Source organism: Enterobacter cloacae complex sp. IR5403 (genome assembly GCF_049238705.1).
Lineage (GTDB): Bacteria > Pseudomonadota > Gammaproteobacteria > Enterobacterales > Enterobacteriaceae > Enterobacter > Enterobacter hormaechei_C.
The window spans coordinates 1-18,379 of sequence record NZ_JBMKHP010000021.1; the positions used below are offsets into that span (position 1 = coordinate 1).

General features: G+C 48.7%; 17 protein-coding genes and 1 pseudogene. 10 read left to right on the forward strand and 8 right to left on the reverse strand.

Annotation, left to right across the window (positions count from 1 at the left end; all coding sequences use genetic code 11):
- Nucleotides 1-273: 273 nt before the first annotated feature.
- The 4 genes and pseudogenes from ACOTW6_RS20180 to ACOTW6_RS20195 form a co-directional block, all read right to left on the reverse strand.
- Nucleotides 274-687 carry a hypothetical protein gene (locus ACOTW6_RS20180; RefSeq protein ID WP_042111466.1) on the reverse strand — a complete coding sequence of 138 codons (414 nt, stop codon included), beginning with the start codon at nucleotides 685-687 and terminating at the stop codon, nucleotides 274-276.
- Between the two features lie 688 nt (nucleotides 688-1,375).
- A pseudogene (locus tag ACOTW6_RS20185) lies at nucleotides 1,376-1,519 on the reverse strand (morphinone reductase); the annotation flags it as partial.
- A 275-nt stretch (nucleotides 1,520-1,794) separates the two neighbouring features.
- Entirely contained in the window at nucleotides 1,795-3,072 is a 1,278-nt protein-coding gene (locus ACOTW6_RS20190) for a DUF2254 domain-containing protein (protein WP_003036928.1), read from the reverse strand.
- A gap of 64 nt (nucleotides 3,073-3,136) precedes the next feature.
- On the reverse strand, nucleotides 3,137-5,134 hold the full coding sequence (locus ACOTW6_RS20195; RefSeq protein WP_016245729.1) for a BCCT family transporter: 1,998 nt from the start codon (nucleotides 5,132-5,134) through the stop codon (nucleotides 3,137-3,139).
- 544 nt (nucleotides 5,135-5,678) lie between these two features.
- Here ACOTW6_RS20195 and ACOTW6_RS20200 point away from each other — a divergent pair.
- Complete coding sequence (locus ACOTW6_RS20200) at nucleotides 5,679-6,866, forward strand: site-specific integrase (protein ID WP_032610113.1); 1,188 nt, start codon at nucleotides 5,679-5,681, stop codon at nucleotides 6,864-6,866.
- A 51-nt stretch (nucleotides 6,867-6,917) separates the two neighbouring features.
- Here ACOTW6_RS20200 and ACOTW6_RS20205 read toward each other — a convergent pair whose 3' ends face one another.
- The 3 genes from ACOTW6_RS20205 to ACOTW6_RS20215 form a co-directional block, all read right to left on the reverse strand.
- On the reverse strand, nucleotides 6,918-7,268 hold the full coding sequence (locus ACOTW6_RS20205; RefSeq protein WP_032673100.1) for a hypothetical protein: 351 nt from the start codon (nucleotides 7,266-7,268) through the stop codon (nucleotides 6,918-6,920).
- Nucleotides 7,269-7,343: 75 nt separating this feature from the next.
- Complete coding sequence (locus ACOTW6_RS20210; protein WP_032610115.1) at nucleotides 7,344-9,266, reverse strand: DUF927 domain-containing protein; 1,923 nt, start codon at nucleotides 9,264-9,266, stop codon at nucleotides 7,344-7,346.
- Nucleotides 9,267-9,327: 61 nt separating this feature from the next.
- The gene (locus ACOTW6_RS20215) at nucleotides 9,328-10,659 is read right to left on the reverse strand and encodes a tyrosine-type recombinase/integrase (RefSeq protein WP_219241041.1); all 1,332 of its coding nucleotides are present in this window, start codon (nucleotides 10,657-10,659) and stop codon (nucleotides 9,328-9,330) included.
- A gap of 599 nt (nucleotides 10,660-11,258) precedes the next feature.
- Here ACOTW6_RS20215 and ACOTW6_RS20220 point away from each other — a divergent pair.
- The 6 genes from ACOTW6_RS20220 to ACOTW6_RS20245 all read left to right on the forward strand — a co-directional run bounded on the left by ACOTW6_RS20220 (nucleotide 11,259) and on the right by ACOTW6_RS20245 (nucleotide 13,714).
- Entirely contained in the window at nucleotides 11,259-11,612 is a 354-nt protein-coding gene (locus ACOTW6_RS20220; protein ID WP_214606329.1) for a hypothetical protein, read from the forward strand.
- Nucleotides 11,605-12,036, forward strand: a complete 432-nt coding sequence (locus tag ACOTW6_RS20225; RefSeq protein ID WP_214606330.1) for a hypothetical protein — start codon at nucleotides 11,605-11,607, stop codon at nucleotides 12,034-12,036. Before ACOTW6_RS20220 ends, ACOTW6_RS20225 begins: the two co-directional genes overlap by 8 nt.
- Nucleotides 12,037-12,083: 47 nt before the next feature.
- Nucleotides 12,084-12,512 (forward strand): DUF2787 family protein, encoded by a 429-nt coding sequence (locus ACOTW6_RS20230; protein ID WP_026080582.1) that lies wholly within the window; start codon nucleotides 12,084-12,086, stop codon nucleotides 12,510-12,512.
- A 58-nt stretch (nucleotides 12,513-12,570) separates the two neighbouring features.
- Nucleotides 12,571-13,035, forward strand: coding sequence for a lecithin retinol acyltransferase family protein (locus ACOTW6_RS20235; protein ID WP_023293479.1), 465 nt, complete (start codon nucleotides 12,571-12,573; stop codon nucleotides 13,033-13,035).
- 59 nt (nucleotides 13,036-13,094) lie between these two features.
- Nucleotides 13,095-13,253, forward strand: a complete 159-nt coding sequence (locus ACOTW6_RS20240) for a DeoR family transcriptional regulator (RefSeq protein ID WP_224688858.1) — start codon at nucleotides 13,095-13,097, stop codon at nucleotides 13,251-13,253.
- A 74-nt stretch (nucleotides 13,254-13,327) separates the two neighbouring features.
- Nucleotides 13,328-13,714, forward strand: coding sequence for a hypothetical protein (locus ACOTW6_RS20245; RefSeq protein WP_225088728.1), 387 nt, complete (start codon nucleotides 13,328-13,330; stop codon nucleotides 13,712-13,714).
- Between the two features lie 144 nt (nucleotides 13,715-13,858).
- Here the strand turns inward: ACOTW6_RS20245 and ACOTW6_RS20250 are convergent, their stop codons facing one another.
- Nucleotides 13,859-14,827 (reverse strand): IS5 family transposase, encoded by a 969-nt coding sequence (locus ACOTW6_RS20250; RefSeq protein ID WP_165789347.1) that lies wholly within the window; start codon nucleotides 14,825-14,827, stop codon nucleotides 13,859-13,861.
- 62 nt (nucleotides 14,828-14,889) lie between these two features.
- Between ACOTW6_RS20250 and gfcB the strand changes: the two genes are divergently transcribed.
- Genes gfcB through ACOTW6_RS20265 form a run of 3 tightly spaced genes read left to right on the forward strand, consistent with a single transcriptional unit; the run spans nucleotide 14,890 to nucleotide 18,373 of the window.
- Nucleotides 14,890-15,534 carry a lipoprotein GfcB gene (gene gfcB, locus ACOTW6_RS20255; RefSeq protein WP_106613225.1) on the forward strand — a complete coding sequence of 215 codons (645 nt, stop codon included), beginning with the start codon at nucleotides 14,890-14,892 and terminating at the stop codon, nucleotides 15,532-15,534.
- A complete protein-coding gene (locus ACOTW6_RS20260; RefSeq protein WP_213828758.1) occupies nucleotides 15,531-16,277 on the forward strand; it encodes a capsule biosynthesis GfcC family protein in 747 nt (248 codons plus the stop codon). The genes gfcB and ACOTW6_RS20260 overlap by 4 nt, the downstream gene beginning before the upstream one ends.
- A complete protein-coding gene (locus ACOTW6_RS20265; protein ID WP_214602676.1) occupies nucleotides 16,277-18,373 on the forward strand; it encodes a YjbH domain-containing protein in 2,097 nt (698 codons plus the stop codon). Before ACOTW6_RS20260 ends, ACOTW6_RS20265 begins: the two co-directional genes overlap by 1 nt.
- Nucleotides 18,374-18,379: the final 6 nt, after the last annotated feature.

The following is an 18,379-nucleotide window of genomic DNA, read 5'->3' on the forward strand; positions in this document are numbered from 1 at the left end:
GCGCACTAAGACCGCACGAATATAATGGTGGGTTAACGCCAAACGAATCAGAAAACCGATACTGGAAAAACTCTAACGCGGTGGCCAGTTTTTGTTGACCACTTCACCAGCCAGATGTAACCCTGGCGGTCGAAGCGCTCCCAGATTTGCTCAAAGGTCTAGCCAGGTGGCTGGGCGCACTGGTTATGTCAAACCGACGGGCCATGAACTGGTCCGGGAAGTCTATGGGATTATCGTAGACCGTCCAAAGTTCAAGATTTGTCGATGTGTCAGTTACCATTCTGCTTCGAACTCGCCTTCGCGCAGTTCGCACTTGCCCTCAATAATTTCCCACGCATGAGTCATGCCCATATTCATCAACTCAATGGTACGCTCGCGGTCATCGGAATAAGCGCCAACAAATATGACGTATTCCAATTTAGGTTCTCCAAATTCAGGCGAGCAGCCGAAATCATGGAAAGCAGCTTGCCATTGAGTACCTTCTTCATCTGGCATATGGAAAAGTTGCATAGGGCGTTCACCTGGTTCGAACTCAATAAAGCTCGCTGAACCAGCCGGGGAAGTGAGCACCCGAGCATGGCCATCAAAAAAATAATTGCTGGCGCTTCTCAATCCTTCCACATAAAACAACCGGCCATCTGATAGTTGTTTCAAGACCAGATACACCTCACGTCGCTGAATACTCATTATTATTCCTGTGGTTATGGGCATTGAAGGATATTAAGTATGCCCATGCGTAAACCTGGGAGAAAGCAAAAGAGGTATAGCCTGCAGAAGAAATTTTCATTTATTTGACCGATGCCCCGATCTCGATCATTTTGGCCACAACCTTGTCCAGTTTCACGTTACTCAGCGTCAACGTCGCCAAGCATTGGCGCCAGGGCGATCACATCCACGTCATTATTGCGGGTAGGCAAGAGTGTTCACGTGAGTCGTCTGGCAGGTCGAGTCGTGGAGTGACACTACAAAATGCATTGATGCGGAAACATCTGACAGAACAATCGAAAACTTGACCTGCTCCCTTATTGTTTGATTCAGGGTAAATTAAGCAACTTCCGCTCCCGGCAAAGAGCGGGCGAACTCATCGAGCATAAAGTCCGCTGTGAGCGAAAAGCGGACGCCCGCATAGCGTAAACAGGCGTCTGATATTTTGATATGGATTGATGACTTAACCCCTTCCCCGCTTCGTCAATGACTTTCTCGTCATTATCTTTGGTAAATGATCCTTTTGCCTTTCCGGTAGAATACTCAGCATTATTTCTGAAGAGCGGCAAAGACGAGTGCCTTGCCATGAGTTCACCATAATTTCATCTGCGCCCGTGCGGCGAACCAGATCCCTGAGCCCGTCACGGACGACCTCCGGTTTGCCCCATACGGATTCACGCAGCTGATAATATTTTGCGGTCAGTTCATCAGCGGTATCACTAGTCATTGCCCGTGAGCGGGTCATGGGGGCCATAACGACGCGGTTTACCAGGTCAGTATCACCGGTCTGAAACGGGGTAAATAATTTTTCCATTTTTATCTCCTTTGCTGGAGGAAATATGATGGTCTCAGCTACGGAATAAAAAAACAGTAGTCTGTTCCGAACTGAGTAGACATAATTTCTACATTTAGTGTTCTCCTGGTATTAAACCGAAATATTTGATTGTAGGCGATGTCTTACGTAGAGATAAAGCCTGCTGCAAAAGTGATGAAGACTCAGTATGTTCTCTTCTAATACAAAGCAGACGCCCATTCTCATGCAGACGCTTTGTTCTTGTCTCGCTAGCAACCAAATCGCTTGCTCCACAACTATGATTGCTTATTAGCGTTTTCATCAAAAAACAAATCAAAATAAATTGATTTTATGAATTCTCTATCGGAGTCTATATGGTCAGCGCGATTTGCATGCTCTAATGTTTCAATTGCCAGAGTGTGCGCGGCATCAGCAAACATCTCAGGCCAACCCGTACTCAGCATAGATAGCCCTTTGAGCACTCTTATCTGAATCTCTCTCATACTGGCACCATCGCGTGCGACAGGTGAGAAAAAGTCTTCCAGGAGATCGTTGTTCTGAAGTGGCGCAACGTGTACTGAAGGATAGGTCACTTCAATTTCATGAGACTTATTCTGCGCGTAAGCAGAAAGTATACGAACACCTCTGCCAATGACATCGATTGCGGTTCCAGGATCGTTCACTGCGGGTGAAAGGGCTCTGCAGGCTATTTCGGCCATGACGCTAAGACAAAATCGGGGATCCTGAGCAAATGAACGCACATCCGAGACAATGATCGTCTCAAGTAAATCGGCGCAGATTGATGACTCCTGGCCCTGACTCAGGTACAAAGCTGGCATGGACGGATGAATGAAACTGCCTGGTTGCGCCACAAGGTATACATGACGAGGATCATTGGCCAGCAGCTTGCTGAGTTTCTCCATATCAATATATTCAACATAGCCAATCTTCTTCGGATAAACTGCAACCGTTCCTTTCGGCTGTTCATAGCTCTCAAGCCATGGATATCCGCCGAGACAGGGATTTCTGGCTCTCGCAATAAATGTTTCGATGGCCGCCTGTTCTACTTTTGCTGTTGTCTCACCGACCCTCCCCAGAGAGGTCAAATGCTGTATCCAACGAAGCAATGTGATGAGGATGAGGGCAATGACAACGAGTGTGACAATGAATAAAATGACTCTTCCCCTTTCTCCGTAGGCTCCCATATTGAGGGCAATAATTCCTACCAGACTGAAGAGAAAGGAACCAATGAAGGTGGCCAGTACATTTTGTGTGGTTACGTCTTCCACAACTAAACGCGTTGCTCTGGGAGTAACATTAGTAGTGGCTGAACCGTAGGCTGTGACCATGATACTCAGCGAAAATGTGGTCACTGCCAGCATACTCGATGCCAGTATGTTCAGAATGTTATCAACTGCTTCCGCACCAACCTTCACTGAAACCGACTCAGGAATCATTGATTTAAAAAGAATAGATAAAAGAGCCGTTATTATCGCGACAATTGCGAATAACGTAGCTCTGAACCAGAGTTTCTTAAATGTTTGCTTCAGAATCCATTGCCAGCGTGAAATCATTCTGCATTCCCTCGTATTGCGGTCGGGATAAATAATTGCCGCCCCCTAGGACGGCATTTTGCTATCAACGAACCAGGTGCAGGAAGTGCAGGTGTTTTTCGTACTGGTCCAGTATGTCATTAATCAACTGTTCCTGATTCCAGCCCATCACATCATAATTTTGACCGCCTTCTTTGAGATAAACCTCAGCGCGATAATATCGATGTTGGTCAGTCTGCTGCTCATCATTATCCATTGCGGCGAGCGCGAAGGTGGGTGAGCTATACCCGCGAAGCCTCACTTCATATATAAAATTCAGCTCGTTGCCCAAATCCACTTCAAGACGAATACGATCGTCGGCTGCGTCACTAATGTGGCTTATCGTCCCCTGCTTGTTCAGTTCTTCCTGAACCAGCGTCATGGCAGGCTGGATAATGTCGTCCATAAAACGTTTCACAAGAGATCGTTTCGGCAGATACGCGATATTGCGTAACCTTCTCTGCCAGGGAATTGGGTTACGTGCAGCCGTAGGAGCAATAGTCGCCATGCTCAGGCTTTCACGCTTAGTCAAATCTCGACGCAGGGCTTTTAACAGCCCGTATATGGATATCAGCAAGATCACGGAGAAGGGTAATGCACTTGCTATTGTCACCGTTTGCAGCGCGCTCAGCCCTCCCGCAAGGAGAAGCGCAATTGCAACAACTCCCATGAGCGATGCCCAGAAGATTCGCTGCCAGACGGGTGTGTTTGCCACCCCACCTGATGCCAGAGTATCTACAACCATTGCCCCCGAGTCAGCAGATGTGACAAAGAAGACGATGACCATAGCCATTGCAATAAATGACAGCACGGAGGAGAACGGGAAATGCTCCAGGAAATTGAACAAGGCCAGCGAGACATCCTGTTGGACGGTATTGGCGAGATCGGTCGCCCCCTGGTTCATAATGAGATAGATTGCGCTGTTACCAAACACCGTCATCCACATGAGCGTAAAGCCGGCCGGAACAAACAGCACACCGGTGACAAATTCGCGAATGGTTCGGCCGCGTGAGACCCGTGCGATAAACATCCCCACAAATGGCGACCATGAAAGCCACCATCCCCAGTACAGTAATGTCCAGCCCCCCAGCCAGTTGCTCGACTTAGGTTCATATGCGTAAAGATTGAACGTTTTACTCACCAGTTCCGAAAGATAACCGCCGGTATTTTCCACAAATGACTTCAGCAGAAGCACAGTTGGCCCCAGACACAGGACCAGCGCCAGGAGCAACAACGCGAGGCCCAAATTGAGCTCAGACAGGATACGTATTCCCTTGTCTAGGCCGGTCACCACAGAAATCGTCGCTAACCCCGTGATGGCCACGATCAGAATGACCTGCACCGTTTCATTAATGGGCACCCCGAATAGGTGGTTCAAACCGGCATTCACCTGCAAAACACCGTAACCCAGCGATGTTGCAACGCCAAAGACCGTACCTATAACGGCAAAAATATCAACCGCATGGCCTATAGGTCCGTATATGCGATCGCCAATAATGGGATAGAGTGCAGAACGCAGCGTTAAAGGTAGACCGTGGCGGTAACTGAAAAAGGCCAGAATCAGCGCTACAATGGCATATATTGCCCAGGCATGCAGACCCCAGTGGAAGAAGGTCAGCCGCATTGCTTCCTTCGCTGCCGCAACAGTCTCTGGGGCGCCAACGGGAGGTGAGAGATAATGCATCACCGGTTCAGCAACGCCAAAGAACATCAGGCCGATCCCCATCCCTGCCGAAAAAAGCATCGCAAACCAGGAGTGATAGCTGAAATCAGGTTGCGCATGGTCCGGACCCAGCTTGATATCACCGTAGCGTGAGAGTCCCAGAAACGTGACACTCAATAAAATCAGGGCCACAGCAAGGATGTAGAACCAGCTTGCATTCGTGAAGATTTGTTGCTGAAGTAGTTTGAAATTTTTGTCAGCAACATCCGGGAATGCAGCGGCAAAAGCGACAAGAAGAAAAATTAACAAAGCAGATGTAAAGAATACAGCTTTGTTAATCTGGCTGTGAGACTTCTTTGGGATTGTTTCATTTTCACTCATAATCATTTATTCCATTGATTTAAATCCGTATTGGATAATGCTTACCACCTCTTACAGAGTAGCAAAATTCAACTGACTATGCGGCGTGAATCGAGCACATGGTGTGATGAGTGCCGATACAAATCATCCTATAATCGAAGGAGTTCTTTGTTAATCAGCCTGCCACTTCTTGGGTATTTAATTTGCATATTCTGTACCAGAGCTGGGATATACGTTAAGTGAAGTATATTAGACACGAATTACCAGCTTCTGCTTTTGGCACATAGCCGCCCCACATACAGGCAACGCTACTGGTCCTTATGGCATGTAATTATACCCGACTGAAACACATATTATTTCTGTGAACACTTCCCCAACGGCAATCTTTCCCCTTAAGACCAGAATCAGACCGTAAAGCCTGCTCTTTCTGCATTTCCCGTCTTAATTCATACCATGTGGCACCAGCATTCCCTTCGCCATGCCAGAAAATCAACTCAACCATAAAAAGCGCCGTGCCGGGGATGGGTCAACCCTGACGTACTTAACACCAGTCACAGGAGGTAATATGTCCAGCCCGAAACGCTTCCGTTTTACTAATCAGCTCATTAAATCCCTGCCCCCTAACACATCAGATTCACACAGCACCGATGCCGAATACAGCGATACCGAGATTTCTGGCCTGAAGTGTCTGGTCAGCAAAGGGGAAGGACGTAAAAAATTTTTGCTCCGCTACCTCTATCATGGACGAAAACGCGCCATAGCTATTGGTCACTGGCCTGAGGTAGATGTCACCTTAGCCCGTAAGATTTCCATGGAGCATAAACGCTCACTTGCCACCGGAACTGACCCTAAGCAGGAACGTGAAAACAAGAGACAAGAAATGACATTCGATGAACTCTTTAACCAGCATTATCTGGTATGGGCAAAATCTGCAAAACGTAGCTGGGGAAAGGATTTCCAGCGCTACCGGGATCATATCCGTCCCGTCTTAGGTCTAATGCTACTGAGTGATATCACACCAGCCAGGATTCTTCGCCTCCAGCAGACGTTAAGCATTTCACTGTCAGCAGCAACCTGTAATCGTGTCATCGTACTGGTTAAAGCGGTATTTACCTGGGCAGGAAGGCGAGGCATTACCTCTATCCATCCGGCAAGAGTGGTACAGCTTCTCAGGGAGAACAACGCCCGACAGCGCTATTTCACCGAGGATGAAATTCGTCGTATTTTTCTCTCCGCCGATGATGATACCAGCACCGTCGCTGCATGCTATGTCAAACTGCTGTTACTGACCGGCCTTCGTCGTGATGAGCTGCGTCTGGCTAAGTGGGAGCATGTTGACCCGGTTAAACGCACCCTGTGGCTCCCTGAAACCAAGAATGGCTATGGACGGATTGTTCATCTTAACTCACTGGCGATGGACGTAATCAGAACGCTGCCAACACAGCGTGGAAATCCGTGGTTGTTTATCGGTAAAAAACAAGGAATGCCGCTGAACAATCCGGTCAAAGCCTTTCAGCGTATCGTGCGACGGGCGGGAATTTTCGACAAAGAAGTGTGTATTCATACCTGCCGCCATTCGGTTGCGGCGCTCATCGTTTCCCATGGTGGAACGCTGTATGACGTTCAGGCGCAGTTAGGTCATCGCAGTAGTCAGTCATCACAGCGTTATGCGCACCTTCATCCTCAGCGCTTACAAAACACCAGCCAACTTCTGGCGGAAAGGATAACAGCTCAGCTACCTTCTTTGCGATAACTGAAAAGCAGAGGCAAATGCCCCTGCTTTTTTTGAGGGTAAACTCATCAATCAGAATGGGATGTATTCATAAGCGGTCTCATCCTCATTACTTCTGGCAAGATATCGGGCTTTATTGCGAGCCTGATCGATTGATAGTGTTGGTAATTCGCCAAGATAATCATAACGAACGTTACCTTTGAAAATATAACTGGCAAAGAAACGAATCTTTTCATTCCGGTTAATCATTGCTTTTAATTCAGGATACTCACTGTCTGTCACTTCCCTACAGATACCATAGAAATTGCATTTAGCCTGCGTCATGATAAGACCATAAAGCGTAAATGGTGGACGAATAGTTTCACAGCCTGTAATAGCGCCAGGAAAAAAGTGAGTCTCATTTAATTCGCAGAATTCAGTCATGGGGTTCCCCTTCTGTTAATTTATTCAGAATAATAAGTTTAAAGATAAGTTAGTTAACTACATTCAGATAATGCTTTAAGAAAAATTCAAATCAACACTGATAAACTCCCGCTTAATATGGTAGTAACACTTATCCATACCAGTAAGAGGACGCTTTTTGTAATGCCCTTTACTTTCTACCCGAAGAAGTTTTCGGCATGCCAGCTCCTTAGCGACTTCTCGAGCGCTTAATGAATGTTTCTGGCACCACTCTTCAAATACAGGTGCGAAGATTAAAAAATCCTCATTAGTATGGTGGATATACCCCCAGTGGTTTCCGGGTTTACGGCTCTCACGATCTTTCAGGCCGATGAAATGTGCCCCTTCCCTTTTTACAAGATCACGCTGAATATCAATCAATGCTTGCTGGACCGGGTTATATTGCACAGAGGTATCACTCAGCCAACGAACAACTATTTCCCAGACGGCGGTCGCAATTCGTTCCGGAGAGTAAGGCAAGATACCCAGTTCCTGCGCCAGCAGACCTACAGCCATTACGAAAGAAAAGCGTCGAAGCGCACGGAGTTGAACATCCGTCAGGAGATACCCTTCATCAATCAGCTCAGCCAGAAGCAGGCCTTCACATTCTGATACCTTAGCTTTAACGGATTCATGTAACCATTGATAACTCACGGGAAGCCCCTCTTCATCAGTCTGAGAAAGCAGACTACGGAGAAAAGCGGGTCCAGCCGTCCCACAGAAGTGCTCAAGTCCCGACTTAAGTTTGTCAGCATGCTGACGAATAATTTCCGGCCCCTCTCCAGGGGCTCCGGCATCTTTCGGGAAAATCTGGAGATTGATAACCCGATGCTCATGACCGCCCTGCAGGTTTTGTTTTTTTTCTCGCAGCTTATGGGAAAATGATATCTCGCCGGAAGACACAAAGAACGAGTTCCACCTTAACGGTTCGCGCATCTCCTGCGTTTTATCCATACGAATTTTTGAGACACCGGATGTCAGGTTATAGATCAGGGAGGAAAGCTCTTTTCCAGAAAATGCTCCTAATTCATCAAGACATACCACGGTACCGGATTGTAAAGCAGCATGACTCTCGATACCGTTGCTCGTGGCATTCCACCGGGCAATGAGCGACGGGCCGTTACTTCCGGCATCTCCTCCATACCCGTGACACGATGCACTCAGTTGCAGCAGGATTGTTTTTCCTGTCGTGGAAAGACCATAGAAATGGAATATAGCAATATCCTGCCCGGCAAGCCCAAGCAAAGGGGATGCAAGAGAGAGCATGATGGCAAAAATTTGATAATCACCTTTTGCATGTTCAGCAATAAGTTCCTGCCACTGATCTAGCTCACCGTATTCCTTAATCCCTTCGGGGATACGCTTTACAGAAGCCGGGATAATATTTTCAAATCCGTCAAGGTCACAGAAAATAGGGGTTTTTCCGTGCAAAAAAGCGGCTTTCTTATCGATCATCCCCATAGATGGCGTCACCAGATAACACGGTAACTTCATATCCATGCACTTGAGAATGAATCTAATCAGTTCATTTTTACGAACAGGATCAATCGCAACGCCTCTGTGAGCGAGAGAGGCCATTACCCGATCAATATCGGCATACAGTTCATCCATTTTGATACGAATAGAAATAATCTTTCCAGCCTGATTCCTTGCAACAAGCAACAACTGCATATCAGACTGACTATCAGCAGAAAAGCATTTCGCATAAGGAAATACAGGTGTAAATGTAAACGGTACCGGGGCCTTACCTGAGAGTGAATAAAGCGCTTCTGCACTGGCTCCATAACCCTCCGGCAATCCCTCACGGAATACCATTTCGTTGATAACGGAAAGATCGATATCTTTATGTTGTGAAGCTTTTCTCAGCAGCTTCTTGACATCTGACCTGTCAGTTTTTTCACGATGCATATTTGACATAATTTTCGCGAGTGGTGAAAGCGCAGGTGGTAGCGTTGATAATGTTTTAGTTTCAATTGTCATTAATTCTGTCCTGTAAAATATATAACGGTATAAGCCATGTCCTGCTCTATGAATGTTTTCATTAAGTCATGTTTACAAGGTTCAAATCTGCCATCGCCCGGTTAACGGCTTCGTGGTAACGCGCCGGCGATGAGTGCAAGTAAAGTGACGTTACTTTGATCGTGCTGTGGCCCAGTAAGTCTTTGACGGTGTGAATGTCGGCCCCGCTCTCAATGAGCTTTGTCGCAAAGGTATGACGCATCTCATGGATGGTGAACGGTGGAATACCCGCAGCCTCACAAAGTCGTTTTTGCAGGCGACGCGGCTCAGCAACCGGATTGTCGGTCCCCTTGCCCGGAAATACCCAGCCTTCATCACCCAGATGCTGACGCTGTTCTGTCAGAAGAACGAACGCCTTATCACATACCGGTACACGGCGGAGTTTGCCGTTTTTGGTGTGGCGAAGAGTGATAACTTTGCGGCTCCAGTCCACATCCTCAAGGCGAAGATGACGGGTTTCCCCCAGACGCAGTCCCGTCAGGGCAAGGAACATGAGCAGAGCAAGGGCTTCATGATCGGGTTTACCATTACGCCAGCACTCACACACTTCCATCCAGCACTGAAGCTGGGAATCATCCATGGCGCGGCGATCTGACGTCACTTCAGGCAGCGCTTTGATATAAAGCGCCGGAGAGCGGTTGGTGTATCCCATGCGTATAGCCCAGGTAAACACCGCTTTAATGAGCGCCAGATGGCGGTTGCGGGTGGCTGGCTTGAGATCGAGAGCATACAGATAGCTCAGAATATCCGCCTCCGTCATACCTGCCAGCTTTTTGTCACCGAGAAGAGGGCGCAGGTATTTACGGATCTTAGAAAGGTCGGTGTTAGCTGAACGCTTAACGCCCGTGCTGAGTACGCTTTTCTCATACTCATCCACAAGCTCATTAAACGTCATTTTACTGTGAGTAAGAAAACGCTCACCGTAAGCCTCAACGGCGGTCTTGAGCTCCTGAATTATTTTAAAGGCATGCTCCCTTGCATCTTTAATTGAAATTTCCGGGTAGCCTCCTACGGCAACGTAGATATTCTTTCCGCGAATACTTTTGCGGACAATAAATTTAATGCGACCTGATGGATAGAATATTGCCTTAAGTCCGGTTAACTTCTTATCGCTGGTCTCGATTGTTTGTGCAGCTTGTACTGCACGGATTTTATATTCATCAAGAAAGGCTTTAGTAAAAACACCTCCAGTATTTTTAGGTGCAACCTCTGAATATTCTATAGCATTAGATACTCCATGGTCGGAATATCCATGAATCTCTTCATCGACATTGAAGGAATTTTTATGAGCAGCAGCGATGCTCTTTTCATCCAGCGCTTGCGTTATTTTATTTAAAGGGTAATTAACATCCATAATATGTACATGGTCCTCTGAAAATTCAGATGATAATGAGTAAGTTAATATGTCGGCCAACAATGGGATAAGCTTATTTATTCGTGACATCACTTTCAAGCCCATGAAAAATCAGCTCTTACATGCCCATTGACATTTAATACTCAAGTCAGAAAGACCATGATGACTCATCAGGAGTACTCCTGCTCAGGGAAAAGGGAAAATAGCGTTAAACCATATAAAAAATTGTGTTCCGGATGCGTCGCCCAAAGTAAGTCAACTTTTGAGGCTCTGAAATAAGAAAATGGTGATACACCTCACCGATTTTCGCCTGATAAACGACCTCATAAGGCATTTAAAATTAATACCTTTTAAATCAATAGATTAAAGTAATGGTTTTAACAATATGCAGCCCAACTTAAAGGTGAATCAACCTTTCCATAATCAAAACCACACTCTATTCATTTTTTATTATTGTGACATTCGTCACATTTTACACCTGCGGGTGCTTTGATTTTGTACATTCACAAAGCTCACCCACACCAACGACTATGACCGTAAAAAACCTCTTTTTATGCACATATTATTTCCATGTAAATCAATTCATTATGGAGATAATCATGTTTAAACTCACGACTCCCACCAGTCTTCCCCTTCTCAACCTGCCCGCCTCCGCACTGGTGGCCCTCAGCAATGAAATCCTTGGCCCTGTCGATGATATCGACCTGTTTACCGCCTTCTGGAACGAAACGGGAACCCTGCTCTGGCATCTCAACCACGATGACACACTCCCCGAAGACCCGCTGCTGGCAGTGGCACTGGCTAACCCTGAATACGTCACCGCGCTTGATGATGGCTGGTATCTCCTGCTCGGCATCGTCTGCGATAACGGTCAGGGTATCTATCTGGTGTTCCCGGAAACGACCGTTATCACTCAACTCCAGAACCTGATTAAGGCGCTGAACCATGAGTAAGAAAAAAATCGCTACCGAAGCCGCCGTCATCGAAAGCTATACCGTGTACTACAGCGGGGAAGCAGAGAAAATCAGCCCCCATAGCAAGGGACTGCTGACGTATGAGCTGGGTAAAGAGGGTGAAACCGGAAGCCTTGCCCTGCGCTTAACCGCCAATGGCGAAGGGGGCCTGTTCTCCCGTGAATGGATAGCGCTTGATGCGATTCACGCCATTCTGGAACAGCAGCAGGACAGCTTTCCGTCCCGTGTATTCCGCCCGCTGTTTGGTCAGGGCAGCACCAACAACGCCGGGTTTCTTGCCGCCGTACTCAGAAGTCCGGATATCTGTCTTATCGAGGCGGACAGCAACAGGCTCTTTATGCACCGTTGTTATGCCGACTGGCAACATCGTATGACGCAGCTTGCCGCAATCAGCCAGGACTAATCCCCCGCTTTTTCTGTGTTCCATACCCCTTAAAAAGGAAATTCACTATGTCATCACCCGCTATATTGCAGGGCGGCTATGTGCTGCCGCTCTCCCGGTCGTTCACCCAACTGCTTCTGGGTATCGTTGCGCAAAAACCGCCTCATCGTCACCCCATCACCGGATTAACCATTAACTTCCGTGACCCTGAATACTCACCGGAAAAGGGCGGCTGGCATCCGGTCGAAATACGCCTCATCCCTGCCGGAGAAGACTGGCAGCTCGATTACGTCACCGATTTTCACTATGCAGGACATCCATGGCCTGAGCTTGAAAAAGATGTCGATGTGAGCTGGACGCAACAATACACGTGGCTTTCCCGTTGTGGCGATATCTCTCATGTCGACGCCCGTGAGTTCTGGTCGCTATGGGAAAGTAACTTTATGGCTTACCACGATATGGGGGTTTTCACGGTCCGTACGTTGTGGGAAAGCTGAGTGTTCACAACGTTTCCCCCGCATCCCCCCTCTCCCCCGTAGTAAGGAACTGAATGTTATGTACCGGCTTCTGCTGCTGAACTTCGTGGATTCATTTATCGATAACTGCATTCTGTCCTGCGTCGATGAACCGGCTTACGGCGGTATCGTGCAGTGCGAACTGCTTTTTGGCCTTGCCGCACACAGCGGTATCTATGTGGGTAACGGCGATATTGTTCATCTTGATGGAGATGGAACCGTTATCAAAAGTAAGGCTAAAGGGTTTCTTGACCGGCTCGATGGCTGGAACTCCGCTATCTCGGTGTATACCGACTGTATGGATTTGACGCCTCAGGGTTGTGCTCAGGCCGCTGAACGGGCAAAGGCGGCAGTGGGCCAGCGCTATCCCTACAGCCTGCTCGACTTTAACTGCCACCGGTTTACTGCCCGCTGCGTTACCGGCGATTCGTGCCCTGATATCTGGCTTGCCAGACATCTCGATTCTTTTCAGAAAGGGGACCGATGGCGCGTATGGCAACGATGAAAGCCAGCCGTTGCAGGCAACGTGTCACCGGACAGGGAGAACGGCTTATCCGGCTGACCATGGTGCTGTTTTACGGTCAGACAATATCTGTTCGCTACATCATCCGGCAGTTTGACGTGTCTCCCCGTACAGCAAGACGGGACCTCGCTCAACTGGCCTTTGTGCTGGAATCTGCTGGACCTCACCGCTGGCGACTGGCTCCCTCGCTGAAACCCTGACTTTTTTATCTGCCGGTCATCTCCTGACCGCTCCGTATGGCAGGCTGTCTCCGCTTTTCAATCCATAAGGGAACATGATGAAAATTTTAAAACTGTTAACCGCCGCAATTCTGCTTTCCGCCTTCAGCCACAGCGCGTTCGCCGACGAGCAGGCTGACGCTCAGATGATAACCAACTCGACCTTCTGCGCGATGTACTCCACCCGCCTGACCCAGACCAGTGACAGCGGCCTTCAGGTAAAAGGCGTTAATCTCAATGCCCGCTTCAACGGACCGGTATTCAACAGGGTACTTCAGGTGATGAACAAGACCTATGGCAGAACCTGGCTCGAATCAAATGCCCGTAACGGCAGCATGACCGCCATGCAGCTTTCGCAGTCGGAGCTTCTGTATAACCCGGAATATGCCCGGCAGTGCGATGCTTTTGCGGATAAAGTGGAAAAGGAATGGCGCGGAAAGTAATCCCGACGCGTTATACCTCTATCCGGTGAACAGAAACCTGCTTTCGGGCAGGTTTTTTTTACTTTTTTGTTTTTCAGGCGGACAAACCGGCTTTGTTGAATAAATCAGATTTCGGGTAAGTCTCCCCCGTAGCGGGTTGTGTTTTCAGGCAATACGCACGCTTTCAGGCATACCTGCTTTCGTCATTTTGTTCAGCGCTCGTACCAGGGCCATAGCCTCCGCAACCTGACCATCGTAGTCACGCAGCGTCAGTGAACCCCCGAACAGCTGTTTTACCCGGTACATCGCCGTTTCCGCTATCGAGCGACGGTTGTAATCTGTTGTCCATTTCCACCGCGCATTACTCCCGGTCATTCGCTGATTAGCCACTGCACGGTTACGGTCTGCATATTCACCGGGCCAGTAACCCGCACCTTTTCGGGGAGGGATAAGGGCGCTGATTTTCTTACGCCGCAGTTCATCGTGACAGAGCCGGGTGTCGTAAGCGCCGTCTGCCGATGCTGCCCTGATTTTTCTGTGAGTCTGCCGGATAAGACCCGGGAAGGCTTCTGAGTCCGTCACATTGTTCAGCGACAGGTCTGCACAGATGATTTCATGTGTTTTGCTGTCAACTGCCAGATGCAACTTTCGCCATATACGACGGCGTTCTTTGCCGTGTTTTTTGACTTTCCATTCGCCTTCACCAAAGACCTTCAGCCCGGTGGAATCAATCACCAGATGCGCGATTTCACCCCGGGTGAACGTTTTGAAACTGACATTAACCGACTTTGCGCGCTTGCTGACACTGGTGTAATCCGGGCAGCGCAACGGAACATTCATCAGTGTAAAAATGGAATCAATAAAACCCTGTGCAGCCCGCAGGGTCAACCTGAACACGCGTTTAATGACCAGAACGGTGGTGATGGCGAGATCAGAATAGCGCTGAGGTCTTCCCCGTGATGAAGGCGTTGCCGACTCATACCAGGCCTGAATAGCTTCCTCATCCAGCCAGAAAGTTATGGAGCCACGGTTGATGAGGGCTTTATTGTAGGTGGGCCAGTTGGTGATTTTGAACTTTTGCTTTGCCACGGAACGGTCTGCGTTGTCGGGAAGATGCGTGATCTGATCCTTCAACTCAGCAAAAGTTCGATTTATTCAACAAAGTCTTTTTTTAATTAACCTTTCAAGGATTAAAGGTGCGCCCTCTTATTTTATCGATTTTCGCACTATTTCTTGCGGGATGTACGCACAGCCAGCAAAGTATGGTCGATACATTTCGCGCCAGCCTTTTCGATAATCAGGATATCACCGTAGCGGATCAGCAGATCCAGGCGTTGCCTTATTCCACGATGTATTTACGCCTTAATGAAGGGCAACGAATCTTTGTGGTACTGGGACATATAGAACAAGAACAAAGCAAATGGTTATCCCAGGATAACGCCATGCTGGTTACTCATAATGGACGTCTTTTAAAGACCGTCAAACTTAATAATAATCTGCTGGAAGTGACAAATTCCGGGCAGGACCCTCTGCGTAACGCGCTGGCAATAAAAGACGGCAGCCGCTGGACGCGCGATATTCTCTGGAGTGAAGACAACCATTTTCGCTCTGCGACCCTGAGTTCCACTTTTTCCTTTGCTGGATTAGAGACGCTGCATATTGCGGGTCGCGATGTGCTGTGTAATGTCTGGCAGGAAGAGGTGACTTCCACGCTGCCAGAAAAACAGTGGCAAAACACATTCTGGGTCGATTCGGCTACTGGCCAGGTTCGTCAAAGTCGGCAAATGTTAGGCGCAGGGGTTATTCCCGTAGAAATGACGTTTCTTAAACCCGCACCATGAATAAATTACAGTCGTATTTCATTGCCAGCGTACTTTACGTAATGACACCCCATGCCTTTGCGCAAGGAACGGTGACTATTTATCTGCCTGGCGAACAACAGACACTTTCCGTTGGCCCCGTGGAAAATGTTGCCCAGTTGGTGACACAACCGCAACTGCGCGATCGCCTCTGGTGGCCTGGTGCCTTGCTGACCGACTCTGCGGCGAAAGCTAAAGCGCTTAAAGACTACCAACATGTCATGGCACAGCTTGCTTCCTGGGAAGCAGAAGCTGACGACGATGTGGCGGTAACGATTAAATCCGTGCGCCAGCAGTTACTCAATCTCAATATCACTGGTCGCTTACCGGTCAAACTGGACCCTGATTTTGTACGAGTGGATGAGAACAGCAATCCCCCGCTGGTCGGGGACTATACGCTCTATACCGTACAGCGTCCGGTGACTATTACTCTGCTGGGTGCGGTTTCTGGGGCTGGGCAATTGCCCTGGCAGGCAGGCCGTAGCGTTACCGATTATCTGCAAGATCACCCCCGTCTTGCAGGCGCGGACAAGAATAACGTTATCGTGATTACGCCTGAGGGTGAGACTGTCGTCGCCCCTGTTGCCCTGTGGAATAAAAGACATGTGGAACCACCGCCTGGCAGCCAGCTTTGGTTAGGCTTTTCTGCGCATGTACTGCCCGAAAAATATGCTGATTTAAATGACCAGATTGTGTCTGTTTTAACGCAACGTGTTCCTGACTGATGAAGAAGAATTCTTATCTTTTAAGCTGCCTGGCCATTGCCGTCTCCAGTGCCTGTCATGCTGAAGTATTAACCTACCCGGATCCGCTGGGTTCGTCGCAATCGGACTTTGGCGGCACAGGATTGTTGCAGATGCCAAATGCGCGCATCGCAACGGAGGGTGAATTCAGCGTCAACTACCGGGATAACGATCAATACCGTTTCTACTCCACCTCCGTGGCGCTGTTCCCATGGCTGGAAGGCACCATTCGTTATACGGATGTGCGCACACGTAAATATAGCCAGTGGGAAGATTTCAGCGGCGATCAGTCATACAAAGACAAATCATTCGATTTTAAACTTCGCCTGTGGGAAGAAGGTTACTGGCTACCGCAAGTGGCGTTTGGTAAACGTGATATTGCTGGTACGGGTCTGTTTGACGGTGAGTATCTGGTGGCCAGCAAGCAAGCGGGGCCATTTGATTTCACCCTCGGGATGGCATGGGGCTACGCCGGTAATGCGGGCAATATTACCAACCCGTTTTGCCGGGTGAGCGATAAATATTGTCATCGCGCAGAGTCTCACGATGCGGGCGATATCAGCTTTAGCGATATCTTTCGTGGCCCGGCCTCCATCTTTGGCGGCATTGAGTATCAAACGCCGTGGAATCCCCTGCGTCTGAAACTCGAATACGACGGCAACAATTACCAGAATGATTTCGCTGGCAAACTGCCTCAGGCAAGCCATTTCAACGTCGGTGCAGTTTATCGCGCTGCCAACTGGGCAGACCTCAACCTGAGTTATGAACGCGGTAACACGTTGATGTTTGGTTTCACTTTACGGACCAATTTCAACGATCTGCGCCCTGCCCTGCGCGATACGCCAAAACCGGCATATCAACCTGCGCCTGAATCTGAAGGATTGCAGTACACCACGGTAGCAAACCAACTTACCGCCCTGAAGTATAACGCGGGCTTTGACGCGCCAGAAATTCAGCTACGCGATAAGACGCTGTATATGTCTGGTCAGCAATACAAATACCGTGATTCTCGTGAAGCGGTCGATCGTGCCAGCCGGATTCTGGTGAATAACCTGCCGCAAGGCGTTGAGAAGATTAGCGTGACGCAAAAGCGCGAGCATATGGCGATGGTGACTACCGAAACCGACGTAGCCAGCCTGCGCAAACAGCTGGCAGGTACAGCGTCTGGTCAATCAGAGCCACTGCAACAACAACGTGTTGAAGCTGAAGATCTTTCTGCCTTTGGTCGGGGCTACCGTATTCGTGAAGATCGCTTTAGCTACTCTTTCAACCCAACACTTTCACAGTCGCTGGGCGGCCCGGAAGATTTCTATATGTTCCAGCTGGGGCTGATGTCCAGCGCCCGCTACTGGTTTACTGACCACCTGCTGCTTGATGGCGGTATTTTCACCAATATTTACAATAACTACGACAAGTTTAAGTCTTCGCTATTACCCGCGGACTCTACCCTGCCCCGCGTGCGCACGCATATCCGTGATTACGTTCGCAATGACGTTTATCTCAACAACTTGCAGGCGAACTACTTTGCCGACTTAGGCAATGGTTTCTATGGCCAGGTGTATGGCGGTTATCTGGAAACGATGTACGCCGGTGTCGGTTCCGAGCTGCTTTATCGCCCGCTAGATGCCAGCTGGGCGCTGGGTGTGGACGTTAACTACGTGAAGCAACGTGACTGGGACAACATGATGCGCTTCACCGATTATTCCACACCCACAGGTTTCGTGACGGCTTACTGGAACCCGCCGACGCTCAATGGCGTACTGATGAAACTTAGCGTTGGGCAATATCTGGCAAAAGATAAAGGCGCAACGATCGACGTCGCCAAACGCTTTGACAGCGGCGTGGCGGTAGGGGTATGGGCGGCAATCAGTAACGTATCTAAAGATGACTATGGCGAAGGCGGCTTTAGTAAAGGTTTTTATATCTCGATTCCGTTCGACTTGATGACCATTGGACCTAACCGCAACCGCGCGGTGGTTTCGTGGACACCATTGACGCGTGATGGTGGACAAATGCTGTCACGCAAATACCAGCTCTATCCAATGACGGCAGAGCGAGAAGTACCGGTTGGACAATAACCTGAC